Origin of the sequence: Pseudomonas neuropathica, from assembly GCF_015461835.1 — a bacterium.
In the GTDB taxonomy this organism is placed as follows: domain Bacteria; phylum Pseudomonadota; class Gammaproteobacteria; order Pseudomonadales; family Pseudomonadaceae; genus Aquipseudomonas; species Aquipseudomonas neuropathica.
This window is the reverse complement of the sequence record NZ_JACOPX010000001.1, coordinates 1-15,662: the sequence shown is the minus strand read 5'-3', so window position 1 is coordinate 15,662 and position 15,662 is coordinate 1. Positions and strand designations below refer to the sequence as shown.

The following is a 15,662-nucleotide window of genomic DNA, read 5'->3' as shown; positions in this document are numbered from 1 at the left end:
AAGTGTGGCGGGTCCAATCATTTCAGGAAGAATCGATGAAGATGGCGAAGGCCCCAGCCACCGCTCCCTTATTCAAGGCATTGGGTGACTATAAAAGTATCCTGATCAGCGTCGGCTGTTTTACCGCACTGATTAACGTGCTGATGCTGGTGCCCTCCATCTATATGCTCCAGGTCTATGACCGGGTGCTGTCGTCGCAGAACGAAACGACCCTGGCGATGCTGTCGCTGATGGTGGTCGGTTTCTTCGCCTTTATCGGCCTGCTGGAAGTGGTGCGCAGCTTTATCGTGATTCGCATCGGCAGCCAGTTGGAGCGCCGCTTCAACCTGCGCGTCTACCAGGCGGCGTTCGAGCGCAACCTGTTCAAGGGCGAGGGCAACGCTGGGCAATCACTGGGCGATCTGACGCACATTCGTCAATTCGTTACCGGGCCGGCGCTGTTCGCGTTTTTCGATGCGCCATGGTTCCCGGTCTACTTGTTTGTGATTTACCTGTTCAACGTCTGGCTCGGTGTGCTCGCCACAGCAGGCGCACTGCTGCTGATCGGCCTGGCCTGCCTCAACGAATACATGACCAAAAAGCCGCTGGGCGAAGCGGCCGGTTATTCGCAGAAGTCCAGCCAGTTGGCCACCAGCCATTTGCACAATGCCGAAACCATTCAGGCGATGGGCATGCTGGGTTCGCTGCGCAAGCGCTGGTTCCAGGTGCATTCGCGTTTCCTCGGCCTGCAAAACCAGGCCAGTGACACCGGTGCGGTGATCAGCTCGTTGAGCAAAACCCTGCGCCTGTGCCTGCAATCATTGGTGTTGGGCCTGGGTGCTTTGCTGGTGATCAAGGGTGATATGACCGCCGGGATGATGATCGCCGGTTCGATCCTGATGGGCCGTGTGCTCAGCCCGATCGACCAATTGATCGCAGTGTGGAAGCAGTGGAGCGGGGCGAAGCTGGCTTACCGCCGTCTCGATGCCTTGCTGCAAGCGTTCCCGCCCAGCGACGACGCCATGGCGCTGCCGCCGCCGAAAGGTCAGATCACTTTCGAACAGGTCAGCGCCGGCCCACCGGGACAACGTGCGGCGACCCTGCAAATGGTCAATTTCAATCTGAATGCCGGCGAAGTACTCGGTGTGCTCGGTGCATCCGGTTCCGGCAAGTCGACGCTGGCCCGTGTGCTGGTCGGGGTCTGGCCGACCCTCGGCGGCACTGTGCGCCTCGATGGCGCGGACATTCATCGCTGGAACCGCGACCAGCTCGGCCCGTACATCGGCTACCTGCCGCAAGACATCGAGCTGTTCAGCGGCAGCATCGCCGAGAACATTGCGCGTTTCAGCGAGGCCGATCCGCAGAAAGTCGTCGCCGCTGCGCAACAGGCCGGCGTCCACGAAATGATCCTGCGCCTGCCGCAAGGCTACGACACGCAACTGGGCGAGGACGGCAGTGGTTTGTCCGGTGGCCAGAAGCAGCGTGTGGCACTGGCGCGTTCGATGTACGGCACGCCGAGTCTGGTGGTGCTGGATGAGCCGAATTCCAACCTCGACACCGTCGGTGAAGCGGCATTGGCCAGCGCCATCGCCGCGCTCAAAGCCCAAGGCACCACGGTGGTGCTGGTCACACATCGCTCTTCGGTGCTGGCCCAGGCCGACAAGCTGCTGGTCCTCAATGACGGGCGTCTGCAAGCCTTCGGCCCGAGTCAGGATGTGCTCAAGGCACTTTCCGGCCAGCAAGAACAACAACGGGAAAAAGCTGCACCGGCACCGGGCGGGCTCAGCATGAGCCGACAGTATCAGCCCTCGACAAGGAATTCGGGTGTATGAGCAGCGCAAGCATGAACACTGAAAACGAAGCGAGCATGGAACACGCCTACATCACCGAACGCCCGGAACGCGATGCGAAGTTCTTCGCGCGCATGGGCTGGATTCTGGCGATCGTTGGCGCCGGCAGTTTCTTCACCTGGGCGGCCCTGGCACCGCTCGATCAAGGCATCCCGGTGCAAGGCACGGTCGTCGTGTCGGGCAAGCGCAAAGCCGTGCAGTCGATGAGCAGCGGCGTGGTCAGCCGGATCCTGGTGCGCGAAGGCGAAATCGTCAAGCAGGGCCAGCCACTGTTCCGCCTCGACCAGACGCAAGTCGCTGCTGACGTGCAGTCGCTGCAAGCACAGTACCGCATGGCTTGGGCCAGCCTCGCGCGCTGGCAGGCCGAGCGCGACAACCTCAAGCAAGTGACCTTTCCCGCCGAGCTGAGCAATGACCCGGATCCGCGCCTGGCGCTGGTGCTGGAAGGTCAGCGGCAACTGTTCAGCAGCCGTCGCGAGGCCTATTACCGTGAACAGGCCGGACTGCGTGCGAGCATCGAAGGCGCCACCGCGCAACTGGCCGGTATGCGCCGTGCCCGTACCGATCTCAATGCTCAGGCCGATTCGCTGCAACAGCAGTTGAGCAACCTGCAACCGCTGGCCGACAACGGCTACATCCCGCGTAACCGCTTGATGGAGTACCAGCGCCAACTGTCGCAAGTGCAGCAGCAACTGGCGGAAAACACCGGCGAAAGCGGCCGGGTCGAGCAGGGCATCCTCGAGTCGCGGCTGAAACTGCAACAGCACGCCGAGGAATACCAGAAGGAAGTCCGTACGCAACTGGCCGACGCGCAACTGAAAAGCGTGACTCTGTCGGAGCAACTGACTTCCGCCGGTTTCGACCTGCAACACAGCGAAATCATCGCCACTGCCGATGGCGTGGCGGTCAATCTCGGCGTGCACACCGAAGGCGCGGTGGTGCGTCAGGGTGAAACGTTGCTGGAGATCGTCCCGCAAGGCACCACGCTGGAAGTGGAAGGGCACTTGCCGATCAACCTGATCGACAAGGTCGGCGCGCATTTGCCGGTGGACATCCTGTTTACCGCGTTCAACCAGAGCAAAACCCCGCGTGTACCGGGGGAAGTCAGCCTGATTTCCGCCGACCAGATGGTCGACGAGAAAACCGGCGTGCCTTACTACGTGTTGCGCAGCAGCGTCAGCGATCAGGCCATGGAAAAACTCAACGGTCTGGTGATCAAGCCCGGCATGCCGGCAGAAATGTTCGTGCGTACGGGTGAGCGTTCACTGCTCAACTATCTGTTCAAACCGCTGCTTGACCGGGCCGGCTCTGCGCTGACCGAAGAATAAGGATGTTCGGCTGTATGAATAAGCTTTCCACGCTCGCAGCAGCATTCTTGCTGCTCGCGAGTCACTCGGCAGTGGCGGCCATGGGGCCGTTCGAGATCTACGAACAGGCGTTGCGCAATGACCCGGTGTTCCTCGGCGCGATCAAGGAACGCGATGCCGGCCTGGAAAACCGTGCGATTGGCCGCGCCGGCCTGTTGCCGCGCATCGGTTACACCTACAACAAGGGCCGAAACTCGTCGAAAGCCACCTCCCTCGATGAGCGCGCGCGTAATCGTACCGATGACCGCAATTACAGCAGTTACGGCTCGGCGCTGACCCTGCAACAACCGCTGCTCGATTACGAGGCTTATGCCGCGTATCGCAAAGGTGTCGCGCAGTCGTTGTTTGCCGACGAGAATTTTCGTGGCAAGAGCCAGGAGTTGCTGGTTCGCGTGCTGGACAACTACACCAAGGCACTGTTCGCGCAGGACCAGATCGACATCGCTCAGGCGAAGAAGAAGGCGTACGAGCAGCAGTTCCAGCAGAACCAACACATGTTCAAGCAGGGCGAGGGCACGCGTACCGATATTCTCGAGGCTGAGTCGCGTTATGAGCTGGCGACTGCCGAGGAGATCGAGGCGCGCAACGAACAGGACGCCGCGCTGCGTGAATTGGGTGCACTGGTCGGTGTGCCGGCGGTGGACATCGGTGATTTGGCGCCGCTCGATCAGAACTTCCAGACCTTCGCGCTGATGCCTGCCAATTACGACACCTGGCATGAAATGGCGGTGAGCAATAACCCGAATCTGGCTTCGCAACGCCAGGCCGTGGAAGTCGCGCGTTATGAAGTGGAACGCAATCGCGCCGGGCATCTGCCGAAAATCAATGCCTACGCCTCGATGCGCCAGAACGAATCGGAAAGCGGCAACACCTACAACCAGCGCTACGAAACCAACACCATCGGTTTTGAAGTCAGTGTGCCGCTGTATGCCGGTGGCGGGGTGTCGGCGTCGACGCGCCAGGCCAGCCGCACGATGGAACAGGCCGAATACGAACTGGACGGCAAAACGCGTGAGACGCTGATCGAACTGCGTCGGCAGTTCAGCGCCTGTCTATCGGGAGTCAACAAACTGCGGGCTTATCAGAAAGCGCTGAGCTCGGCGGAAGCGCTGGTGGTGTCGACCAAGCAGAGCATTCTCGGTGGCGAGCGGACTAACCTCGACGCGTTGAACGCCGAGCAGCAACTGTTCACCACGCGCCGCGATCTGGCACAGGCGCGGTACGACTATCTGATGGCCTGGACCAAGTTGCATTACTACGCCGGGACCTTGAACGAGCAGGATCTGGCGCGGGTGGATGAGGCATTTGTGGTCGCTCAACAGCCCTCGCCCTAACCCTCTCCCAGGGGGAGAGGGGACTGATCCGGGGATATTGCAGAAGTACACCGACCTGAACGAGCGGCACCGAATCCAACATCGAGCCGGTTTTTCAAGGCTGATGCGAGACCAGCTGAATCCACAATCGACGCGGTTTTTCAGCTCGATGAATGCCGCATGACACCGCGGCCAGCTCCCTCTCCAGGGGGAGAGGGCTGGGGTGAGGGGAACAGGCAACACCGCAGAAAAAACTGCATAAAACAATAAAAGTGAGTGGTGAACATGGACGTACGCATCAAGCCGATTTCGGTCGGTACCCTGCTGCTTGTGATTTCCGCAACCCAGGCTCAGGCCCAGTACCTTGAAACCGGCCAACCCGGCGATCCCGGCAGTTGGCGCAGCGCTGAATTCCTTCGCGACTGGGGGCTGAGCCGGATGCAGGCCGAGCAAGCCTACGCCGCCGGCATTACCGGCAAAGGCGTAAAAATCGGCGCCCTCGACTCCGGCTTCGATGCCGCCCACCCGGAGTTCGCCAGCGACCGCTATCACCCGGTAATGGCCAGCGGCAGCTACATCGACGGTTCGTTGTTCAACGTCAACGGCACCCTCAACCCCAACAACGACTCCCACGGCACTCACGTCGTCGGCACCATGGGCGCCTCGCGCGACGGTACCGGCATGCACGGCGTGGCGTACAACGCGCAGATCTACGTCGGCAACACCAACAAAAACGACAGCTTCCTCTTCGGCCCCAACCCCGATCCGCGCTATTTCAAAGCGGTATACGACGCCCTCGCCGATGCCGGCGTGCGCGCGATCAACAACAGTTGGGGCAGCCAGCCGCCGGATGTCAGCTACCGGACACTGGCCGATCTGCATGCCGCGTACGCGCAGCACTGGAACAAAGGCACCTGGCTCGATGCGGCAGCGGATGTTTCCCGGCGCGGCGTGATCAACGTGTTCAGCGCCGGCAACAGCGGCTATCCGAACGCCAGCGTGCGTTCTGCGCTGCCGTACTTTCAGCCGGATCTGGAAGGCCACTGGCTGGCCGTGTCGGGCCTCGATCAAAGCAATCAGCAAAAGTACAACCAGTGCGGCCTCGCCAAATACTGGTGCATCACCACGCCGGGGGCGAAGATCGACAGCACCATTCCCGGGGGTGATTACGCGATCAAGTCCGGCACCTCGATGTCGGCGCCGCATGCGACCGGCGCATTGGCGCTGGTGATGGAACGCTACCCGTACATGACCAATCAGCAGGCGCTCGAAGTGCTGCTGACTACCGCGACGCAACTGGATGGCTCGGTCACTGCTGCGCCGACCGAGCGGGTCGGCTGGGGCGTGGCCAACCTGAACCGGGCGATGCGCGGGCCGGGGCAATTGCTCGGTGCGTTTGATGCCAACTTGGGGGCAGGGCAGCGCGATGTCTGGAGCAATGACATCTCTGACAAGGCGCTGATTCAGCGGCAGGCTGAAGACCTCGCCGAGCACAGCGCCTGGCAGCAAACCCTGCAAGACAAGGGCTGGCAGAACGGCGTTGCTGCCGGTGCCAGTCAGCAGGATCAGACCGATTACGCGGTCGGCACTGCCCGTGATACGGCAGCGGCGAGCCGGGTGTATCAAGGCAGCCTGATCAAGTCCGGCGGCGGCCAGTTGATCCTCACCGGCGACAACACCTATCGCGGTGCGACCACGGTCAATGGCGGCTTGCTCACGGTCAACGGTTCGCTGACTTCCGCTGTAACGGTGAATGACAGCGGCAGCCTCGGCGGTTCCGGCCGCATCGCCGCGTTGACCGCCAATAGCGGCGCTCGCGTGGCGCCGGGCAACTCCATCGGCACCTTGAATGTAGCCGGTGACGTGACGTTCGCGCCCGGTTCGACTTACGCCGTTGAACTGTCGCCGACCAGCAGCGACCGCATCGTTGCCGGCGGCACCGCCACTATCAGCGGCGCCACGGTCAGCCTGTCGCTGGAAAACAGCCCGACGCTGCTCAGCACCACCGAGGCGCAAAGCCTGCTCGGTCGCCAGTACGACATCCTGCAAGCGGCCGGCGGCATTCAGGGCCAGTTCGGTGCGGTGCTGCCGAACTACCTGTTTATCGGCGGCAGCCTCGACTACGCCGCCAATGGCATTCAACTCGATATCGAACGTAACTCGACCACCTTCGCCAGTGTCGGGCAAACGCCGAATCAGCGCTCGGTGGCCGCTGCTGTCGAAGGTTTGGGCGCGGGCAATTCGGTGTACGAAAGCCTGTTGCGTTCACCTGACGCGAGGTCGGCGCAACAGGCGTTTCAGCAGTTGAGCGGCGAGATCTACCCGGCGTTGAGTTCGATGCTGATCAACGACAGCCGCCAGTTGCGCGACGCGGTGGGCGAGCGTCTGCACGACACCAATGCAGCGCAAAGCAATGGCTGGGTCAAGGCCCTCGGCGCCTGGGGCACGACTGATTCGAGCCACGACACGGCGGGCTACAACACCTCGATTGGCGGGCTGCTGGCCGGTGTCGATGGCGCGCTGGACGAGCAGACCCGCATCGGTCTGGTCAGCGGTTACAGCGACAGTTCGCTGAGCATGGGTTCGGGCACGCATTCCTCGGCCAAGGTCGACAGTTATCACCTCGGCGCATACGCCGGCCGTGAAGTTGGCGCCTGGCGCTTGAGCACCGGTGCGGCTTACAGCTGGCATCGCGCTGATGTGAAGCGCGATCTGCAATACGGCAACGTCAGTGGCAAACACAAAGCCAAGGTCGACGCGGCGACCACGCAAGTGTTCGGCGAGGCGGCTTACCGCTTGCACCTGCAACCGCTGGCGCTGGAACCGTTCGCCAACCTGGCCTACGTGCATCTGGACACCGAAGGTTTGACCGAGAAGGGCGACGCCGCCGCGCTGAAAAGCTCGGGCGATCAACGTGACGCCGTGCTGAGCACCCTCGGCGTGCGGGCGATCAAGACCTTCAATCTGTCGACGCAACAATCACTCGACGTGAGTGGCCATCTCGGCTGGCAACACAGCCTCAGCGATATCGATTCCGAGCAGCATCTGCGCTTTGCCAGCGGCGGTACACCGTACGCGGTGGAGAGTTCCGCGCTGGTGCGCGATGCGGCGCTGGTCGGTGTGCAGGCCAGCCTCGCGTTGAGCAAAGACGTGCGCGTCAACCTCGATTACAACGGACAACTGGCCAATCGCGAGAAAAGCCATGGCGTCGGCCTGAGCCTTAACTGGCAGTTTTAAGCAAGATAACCCGGTCCCTGTAGGAGCTGCCGCAGGCTGCGATCTTTTGATCTTGCCTTTAAAAAGCAAAGGCAAAGATCGCAGCCTGCGGCAGCTCCTACAGGTTATGTGAACACCAGCGTGCAGCGTGTTTACAGCTGAAGAGACGGATTTTTCGCAACAACACTAAGGAAGGTCGCTGGATGAATAACAACAATACCCCCGCGCAAACGGGTGGCCGCTTTGCCCTGAAAACCCTCACGCTCGCCGTGCTCTGTGCGATCGGCACGGCACACGCTGCGCCGTATGTGGAGAGCGGTCGTACGGGCGATCCGTCGAGTTGGCGCAGTGCCGAGTTCCAGGCCGATTGGGGCCTGGGCGCGATCGGTGCCGATCACGCCTACGCCGCTGGGTATACCGGCAAAGGCGTGAAACTGGGGATCTTTGACCAGCCGGTGTATGCCGCGCACCCGGAGTTCTCCGGCAGCAATAAAGTCGTCACCCTGGTCACCAGCGGGATTCGCGAATACACCGACCCGTACATCCCGGTCAAAGCCGGCGATGCGTTCCGTTATGACGGTTCGCCCTCGGTCGGCTCAGACGGCAAACTAGGCGCCCACGGCACCCACGTTGGCGGCATCGCCGCCGGCAGTCGTGACGGCGGGCCGATGCATGGCGTGGCGTTCGGTGCGCAGATCATCAGCGCCGACAACGGTGACCCGGGCCCGGAAGACGGCATCGTCCGCGGTAACGACGGCGCGGTGTACAAGGCCGGTTGGGATGCGCTGATCGCCAGCGGCGCGCGGATCATCAACAACAGCTGGGGCATCGGCATCACTGACCGTTTCGACCTCGGCGGCCGCGATCCGGCGTACCCGCATTTCACCGTCAATGACGCGCAGTTGCAGTTCAACGAGATCCGTACACTGCTCGGCACCAAACCCGGTGGCGCTTACGACGGCGCGATTGCCGCCGCACGCAGCGGCATCGTGACGATCTTCGCCGCCGGCAACGATTACAACCTCAACAACCCGGACGCCATCGCCGGTCTCGGCTATTTCGTTCCGGACATCGCGCCGAACTGGATCACCGTCGCCGCGTTGCAGCAGAACCCGGACCTGGCCAGCGCCAACCCGTACATCATGAGTACGTTCTCTTCACGTTGCGGCTATACCGCGAGTTTCTGCGTCTCGGCGCCGGGTACGAAGATTTTCAGCTCGATCATCGAAGGCACCAACCCCGACAACCTGACCACCGGTTACAAAAACTACAACGGCACCTCGATGGCCGCGCCGCACGTCGCCGGTTCCATGGCGGTGTTGATGGAACGCTTCCCGTACATGAGCGGTGATCAGGTCGCCACGGTCTTGCGTACCACCGCCACTGACCTCGGCGCGCCGGGCATCGACGCCTTGTACGGCTGGGGCATGATCAACCTGCGCAAAGGCATCGACGGCCCGTCGATGTTCGTCACCGAGCAGGACATCCCGGCCGAATTCCGCATCGATGGTGCTTATGGCTCCGGCCAGTTCGTTGCGGATCTGCCGGGCATCGGCGCGATCATCGATCAAGGCAAACCGACCGAGCGCGTGTGCACTGACATCACCTGCGGCATCGACACCTGGCGCAACGACATTTCCGGCCACGGCGGGCTGACCAAGCAAGGTATCGGCACGCTGGTGCTGACCGGCAACAACACTTACAGCGGCCCGACTCTGGTCAATCAGGGGCGCCTGGCCATCAACGGTTCGCTGCAATCGGCGGTGACGGTGAATGACGGCGGTATCCTCGGCGGCAATGGCCACATCGGCGCGCTGTCGGTGAACAGCGGCGGTACGGTGGCGCCGGGTAACTCCATCGGCACAATGAATGTGGCCGGTGACGTGACCTTTGCACCGGGTTCGACTTACGCGGTAGAGCTGTCGCCGACCAGCAGCGATCAGATCATCGCCACTGGCAAAGCGGTCATCGAAGGCGCGACGGTGAGCCTGTCGCTGGAAAACAGCCCGACGCTGCTGACCACCAATGAAGTGCAAAGCCTGCTCGGCACGCGCTACAACATCCTGCAAGCAGCGGGCGGTATTGAAGGGCGCTTTGGTCAGGTGTTGCCGGACTACGCCTTTCTCGGCGGCACGCTGGCGTACTCGGCCGATGGCATCCAGTTGGCGGTCGGGCGTAACGACGCCTCGTTCGCCAGCGTCGGTTTGACGCCGAACCAACGTGCCGTGGGCGCTGCGGCTGAGCGTCTGGGCGCGGGTAACGCGCTGTTTGAAACCCTGTTGCTGTCGCCGAATGCGGCGTCGGCGCAGCAAGCCTTCCAGCAGTTGTCCGGCGAGATCCATCCGGCCATCGGCACGATGCTGATCAACGACAGCCGCTACCTGCGTGAAGCCGTCGGCGAGCGTCTGCGTGAACGTGACCTGTTCAATGCTGGCGCACCGACTGACGATCGCAGCAATGCCTGGGTCAAAGTGCTGGGTTCGTGGGGCAAGAGCGACGGCGGGCATGACAATGCCGACTCCAACAGCTCCATTGGCGGCCTGCTGGCCGGTGTTGACGGCTTGATCGCTGAAGATACCCGTCTGGGTTTCGTTACCGGTTATAGCGACAGCTCATTGAGCATGGGCAGCGGCACGCATTCGTCGGCGTCAGTCGACAGCTACCACTTGGGTGCGTACCTGGGCCATCAGATCGACGCGCTGCGTCTGACCGTCGGTGGCGCCTATAGCTGGCACCGTGTTGACGTCAAACGTGACCTGCAGTTCGGGGACGTCAGCGGAAAACAAAAGACCAAGCACGATGCCGCAACCACTCAAGTGTTCACCGAGGCCGCCTATGATCTAGGCCTGCAACCGATGAACCTGGAGCCGTTCGCCAATCTGTCCTATGTGCACCTGAACACCGATAGCTTCACCGAAAAAGGTGACGCCGCCGCGCTGAAGGGCGGTGAGGACAACCGCGATGTGGTGCTGTCGACCCTCGGCGTGCGCGCCAAGCGCAGCTTCGCGCTGTCGGATCAGCATCAGTTGGAACTGGGCGCGAGCCTCGGCTGGCAGCACAACCTGAGCAACGTTGATGCCGACAGCCATCTGGCGTTTGCCAATGGCAACAGCGCGTTCACCGTGCAGAGCGTGTCGATGGATCGCGATGCGGCGGTGGTCGGTGTGCGTGCGGGTCTGGCGCTCAACCGCGATGTGCGGGTGAACCTGGATTACAACGGCCTGATCGGTAACAACGAGAAAGACCACGGCGTGGGTCTGACCCTCGACTGGCAGTTCTAAGGCGTACCGGCAGTTCTGCGGAACTGCCGGTTTTTGAAGGAAGAGAGAGCACGACATGGGACTGTTCGATTATAAAAATGCCGATGGCAAAGCGTTGTACAGCGACGCCATCGCACTGACGCTGTATGCCTACACGCCGACTGGCAAGCCTCTGCCGGCCACCGCTTGGGCGCCGCTCACGGCAACCACGCTGGGTTATCAGGGCAAGGTCGGGCCGCAAGGCACGTTCTTCGGCGAGAAGGACGGCTTCACCAGCGCCGAGGCCGAAGTGCTCGGCAAGTACGACGCCGCCGGCAAATTGATCGGCATCGGCGTGGCCTTTCGTGGCACCGGCGGGCTGGGTTACAGCGACACCTTCGGTGACCTGAAAAACAACCTGCTGGCCGCCATCGGACCGTCGGACTACGCGAGCAATTACGCTAAAAACGCTTTCGACAATTTGCTCAAGGCGGTCGCCACATTCGCCATTGCCAACGGCATTGCCGCCAAGGACGTGCTGCTCAGCGGTCACAGCCTCGGCGGGCTCGGGGTCAACAGCGTGGCCGAACTGAGCGCGAGCAACTGGGGCGGCTTCTTCAAGGATGCCAACTACATCACCTTCGCCTCGCCGACTCAGAGCAGCACCGGCAATAACGTGCTGAACATCGGTTTCGAAAACGACCCGGTGTTCCGCGTGCTCGACGGCACCACGTTCAGCAGCGCCTCGATGGGCAAGCACGACAAGCCACACGATTCGACCACTGACAACATCGTCAACTTCAACGATAACTACGCGTCCACCGCGCAGAACCTGGTGCCGTTCAGCATCATCAATCCGCTGAACTGGTCGGCCCACAGCTCGCTGGGTTATGCCGATGGCTTGAATCGGGTGATCGATTCGAAGTTCTACAACCTGACGCATAAAGACTCGACGATCATCGTCTCCAATCTGGAAGAAGCTTCTCGCGGCAAGACCTGGGTCGAAGATCTCGGCCGCAGTGGCGAGCCGCACACCGGCAGCACGTTCATCATCGGCACCCAGAGCAGCGACTGGCTCAAGGGCGGCGCGGGCAACGACTTCCTCGAAGGCCTGGGCGGTGATGACCGGTTCCGTGATGACGGCGGCTACAACATCCTGCTCGGTGGCCAGGGCCACAACACCTTCGAACTGCAGAAACCATTGCAGAACTTCAGCTTCGCCAACGACGGTGACGGCACGCTGTACGTGCGCGACGCCTACGGCGGCATCAGCATGACCCGCGACATCGGCGCGCTGGTGAGCAAGGAGTCGGGGTCGTGGTGGGGCAGCAAGGAAATCACTTGGGGCGTTACGGCCAAAGGCTTGAGCAATGGCAATGAGCTGACCCAGTACAACCACTCGCTCAGCGGCGACGGCTACGGCAATGCGTTGCACGCCACAGCTGACGGTGACTGGTTGTTCGGCCTCGGTGGCGACGACAAACTGATCAGCGACAAGGGCCATGTAACCTTCGTCGGTGGCGCCGGCAATGACGTGATGACCGCCGTGGGTGGCAACAACACGTTCCTGTTCAGCGGCGCGTTCGGTTTCGATGCCATCAACGGTTATCAGGGCAGCGACAAACTGGTGTTCATGGGCGTTGAAGGCGCGGGGCAGGGCTACGACTACAAGCAGCACGCGGCGCAGACCGGCAACGATACCGTGCTGAAGATTGGCGACTATGCCGTAACCCTGGTCGGGGTGGGAGTGGCTAACCTGTCGGACTCGGCGTTCGTGTTCGCCTAAACAGTAATCCTGTAGGAGCTGTCGAGTGAAACGAGGCTGCGATCTTTTGATCTTGCTTTTAAGAGCAAAGTCAAAAGATCGCAGCCTTCGGCAGCTCCTACAAAGGTCGCGTTAAAGCAGTGTTGTATCGAAATGCTCCGGGGCGTCCCCGTGGGGCGCCCTGGCTGTGAGCTATCTCTAACAATTCCAACAAGAGAGAGGCAATAGCAATGGGTGTGTATGACTACAAGAACTTCGGCACAGCCGATTCCAAGGCGTTGTTCAGCGATGCCATGGCGATCACGCTGTATTCCTACCACAACCTCGATAACGGCTTTGCCGCCGGTTATCAGCACAACGGTTTCGGCCTCGGCCTGCCCGCCACGCTGGTCACGGCGCTGCTCGGCGGCACGGATTCCCAAGGCGTCATCCCCGGCATTCCGTGGAACCCCGACTCGGAAAAACTCGCCCTCGACGCCGTGAAAAAGGCCGGCTGGACGCCCATCACCGCCTCGCAACTGGGCTATGACGGCAAGACCGATGCGCGCGGAACCTTCTTCGGCGAGAAGGCCGGCTACACCACCGCGCAAGTGGAAATCCTCGGCAAGTACGACGCCCAGGGCCATCTCACCGAACTTGGCGTTGCCTTTCGCGGCACCAGCGGCCCGCGGGAGAACCTGATCCTCGACTCCATCGGCGACGTGATCAACGACCTGCTCGCAGCCTTCGGTCCCAAGGATTACGCGAAGAATTACGTCGGCGAAGCGTTCGGCAATCTGCTCAATGACGTGGTGGCGTTTGCCAAGGCCAACGGCCTCAGCGGCAAGGACGTTCTCGTCAGTGGCCACAGCCTCGGTGGCCTGGCGGTCAACAGCATGGCCGACCTGAGCAGTGGCAAGTGGGGCGGTTTCTTTGCCGATTCCAACTACATCGCCTACGCCTCGCCAACCCAGAGCAGCACCGACAAAGTGCTCAACGTCGGCTACGAAAACGACCCGGTGTTCCGCGCCCTCGACGGCTCGACCTTCACCGCAGCTTCGATCGGCGTGCACGACGCGCCCAAGGCCTCGGCCACCGACAACATCGTCAGCTTCAACGATCACTACGCCTCGACCGCGTGGAATCTGCTGCCGTACTCGATCCTCAACATTCCCACCTGGATCTCGCACTTGCCGACCGCGTATGGCGATGGCATGAATCGGGTGATCGACTCAAAGTTCTACGACCTGACCAGCCGCGACTCGACGATCATCGTCGCCAACCTCTCGGACCCGGCGCGGGCCAACACCTGGGTACAGGACCTCAACCGCAACGCCGAAACCCACAAGGGCAGCACGTTCATCATTGGCAGTGACGCCAACGACTTGATCCAGGGCGGTAGCGGCAACGATTATCTGGAAGGCCGCGCAGGCAACGACACCTTCCGCGACAGTGGTGGCTACAACGTCATCCTCGGTGGGCAGGGCAGCAACACCCTCGATCTGCAAAGTGCGGTGAAAAACTTCGACTTTGCCAACGACGGCGCCGGCAATCTGTACGTGCGCGACGCCAACGGCGGGATCAGCATCACCCGCGACATCGGTAGCATCGTCACCAAGGAACCGGGCTTTCTCTGGGGCCTGTTCAAGGACGATGTGACCCACAGCGTCACGGCCAGCGGTTTGAAGGTCGGCAACAACGTCACCGCTTACGAGTCCAGCGTCAAAGGCACCGCTGGCGCCGATACGCTGAAGGCGCACGCCGGTGGTGATTGGTTGTTCGGGCTGGACGGCAACGATCACCTGATGGGTGGCGCGGGCAATGACGTGTTTGTCGGCGGCGCGGGTAATGACCTGATGGAATCGGGGGGCGGGGCGGATACGTTTCTGTTCAACGGCGCGTTTGGGCAGGATCGGGTAGTTGGTTTTACCTCCAACGACAAACTGGTGTTTCTCGGAGTGCAGGGCGTTTTGCCGGCGGAGGATTTCCGGACTCATGCTGCGACTGTCGGGCAGGACACGGTGCTGACGTTTGGCAATGATTCGGTGACGTTGGTCGGGGTGTCGCTGAATAGCCTGAGTGCTGACGGTGTGGTGATCGCCTGAGGTTGATGGGGCGCCTTTAAGGGCCCCTTCGCGAGCAAGCTCGCTCCCACAGGGGATTTGTGAACGACACAGATCCAGTGTAGGAGCGAGCTTGCTCGCGAAGAACGATAACTCGGTTTCAAACGTGACTCGATGGCCACGACCTGACTCAAACCCCTGCAAAACAGGAATTGCGGCCTAAAGCCAGTACGTGCGCACACGTTCTATAGCTAGCCGCCATTGAGTACAGGAGATTCAAACGTGAAAGGTTTCAAGGGGTATGTCGGTTTCGTCTCGCTGGCGCTGTGTTCGGCCAATGCCTGCGCCGATCTGCCTCAAAGTTCGATTCTGAGCCGTTACGGCGTCACCACCGAGCAACTGCCGAACCCGCCGAAAACCGCGGCGGCCGAACCGCTCGAAGAGAAGAGCCGCTTTCAGATTCAGCCCGAACAACCGTTCGTGACCCTGCGCCTGGGTGACGGTAAACAGCCGCAAACCACCGGCAATCTGAGCATCGATCGCATGACGCAGCAGGATCTGGAACGTTGCCGGCGTTTGCAGGGCGAAGTGGTCAAGCGGGGTGGCACGTACATGCCGTGCGACGGCAGCCTGCCGGGCATGCCGACGTTCGAATAACACTCAATGATCGTTCCCACGCTCTGCGTGGGAATGCCTCAACGGACGCTCCGCGTTCGGCCTTGAAGGGACGCGGAGCGTCCCGGGTTGCATTCCCACGCAGAGCGTCACTAGTGTCCGGTAAAAACTGAAGGGGGAGCTTGCTCCCCCTTGCTGTGCCTGCTTCCTGAGCAATAATCAGGTTTTTCAGACTCGATTTTCGCCTATGTTCAGTAGCACCCGATTTGCGCAGAT

General features: G+C 61.4%; 8 protein-coding genes. All 8 read left to right on the top strand.

The annotated features are described in order from the left end of the window. The first annotated feature begins 35 nt into the window (after positions 1-35). The 8 genes from H8F23_RS00040 to H8F23_RS00005 all read left to right on the top strand — a co-directional run bounded on the left by H8F23_RS00040 (position 36) and on the right by H8F23_RS00005 (position 15,428). Positions 36-1,811 (top strand): type I secretion system permease/ATPase, encoded by a 1,776-nt coding sequence (locus H8F23_RS00040; protein ID WP_194932967.1) that lies wholly within the window; start codon positions 36-38, stop codon positions 1,809-1,811. After that, positions 1,808-3,157, top strand: coding sequence for an HlyD family type I secretion periplasmic adaptor subunit (locus H8F23_RS00035; protein WP_034154169.1), 1,350 nt, complete (start codon positions 1,808-1,810; stop codon positions 3,155-3,157). Before H8F23_RS00040 ends, H8F23_RS00035 begins: the two co-directional genes overlap by 4 nt. 2 nt (positions 3,158-3,159) lie before the next feature. Next, positions 3,160-4,530 carry a TolC family outer membrane protein gene (locus H8F23_RS00030; RefSeq protein ID WP_194932966.1) on the top strand — a complete coding sequence of 457 codons (1,371 nt, stop codon included), beginning with the start codon at positions 3,160-3,162 and terminating at the stop codon, positions 4,528-4,530. A gap of 264 nt (positions 4,531-4,794) precedes the next feature. After that, complete coding sequence (gene eprS, locus H8F23_RS00025; protein ID WP_194932965.1) at positions 4,795-7,746, top strand: autotransporter serine peptidase EprS; 2,952 nt, start codon at positions 4,795-4,797, stop codon at positions 7,744-7,746. 182 nt (positions 7,747-7,928) lie between these two features. Beyond that, on the top strand, positions 7,929-11,006 hold the full coding sequence (locus H8F23_RS00020; protein WP_194932964.1) for an autotransporter serine protease: 3,078 nt from the start codon (positions 7,929-7,931) through the stop codon (positions 11,004-11,006). Positions 11,007-11,061: 55 nt separating this feature from the next. Next, entirely contained in the window at positions 11,062-12,750 is a 1,689-nt protein-coding gene (locus H8F23_RS00015) for a polyurethane esterase (RefSeq protein WP_194932963.1), read from the top strand. A 209-nt stretch (positions 12,751-12,959) separates the two neighbouring features. After that, the gene (locus tag H8F23_RS00010; RefSeq protein WP_194932962.1) at positions 12,960-14,813 is read left to right on the top strand and encodes a polyurethane esterase; all 1,854 of its coding nucleotides are present in this window, start codon (positions 12,960-12,962) and stop codon (positions 14,811-14,813) included. A gap of 240 nt (positions 14,814-15,053) precedes the next feature. Then, a complete protein-coding gene (locus tag H8F23_RS00005; protein WP_194932961.1) occupies positions 15,054-15,428 on the top strand; it encodes a hypothetical protein in 375 nt (124 codons plus the stop codon). The last annotated feature ends 234 nt before the right edge of the window (positions 15,429-15,662 follow it).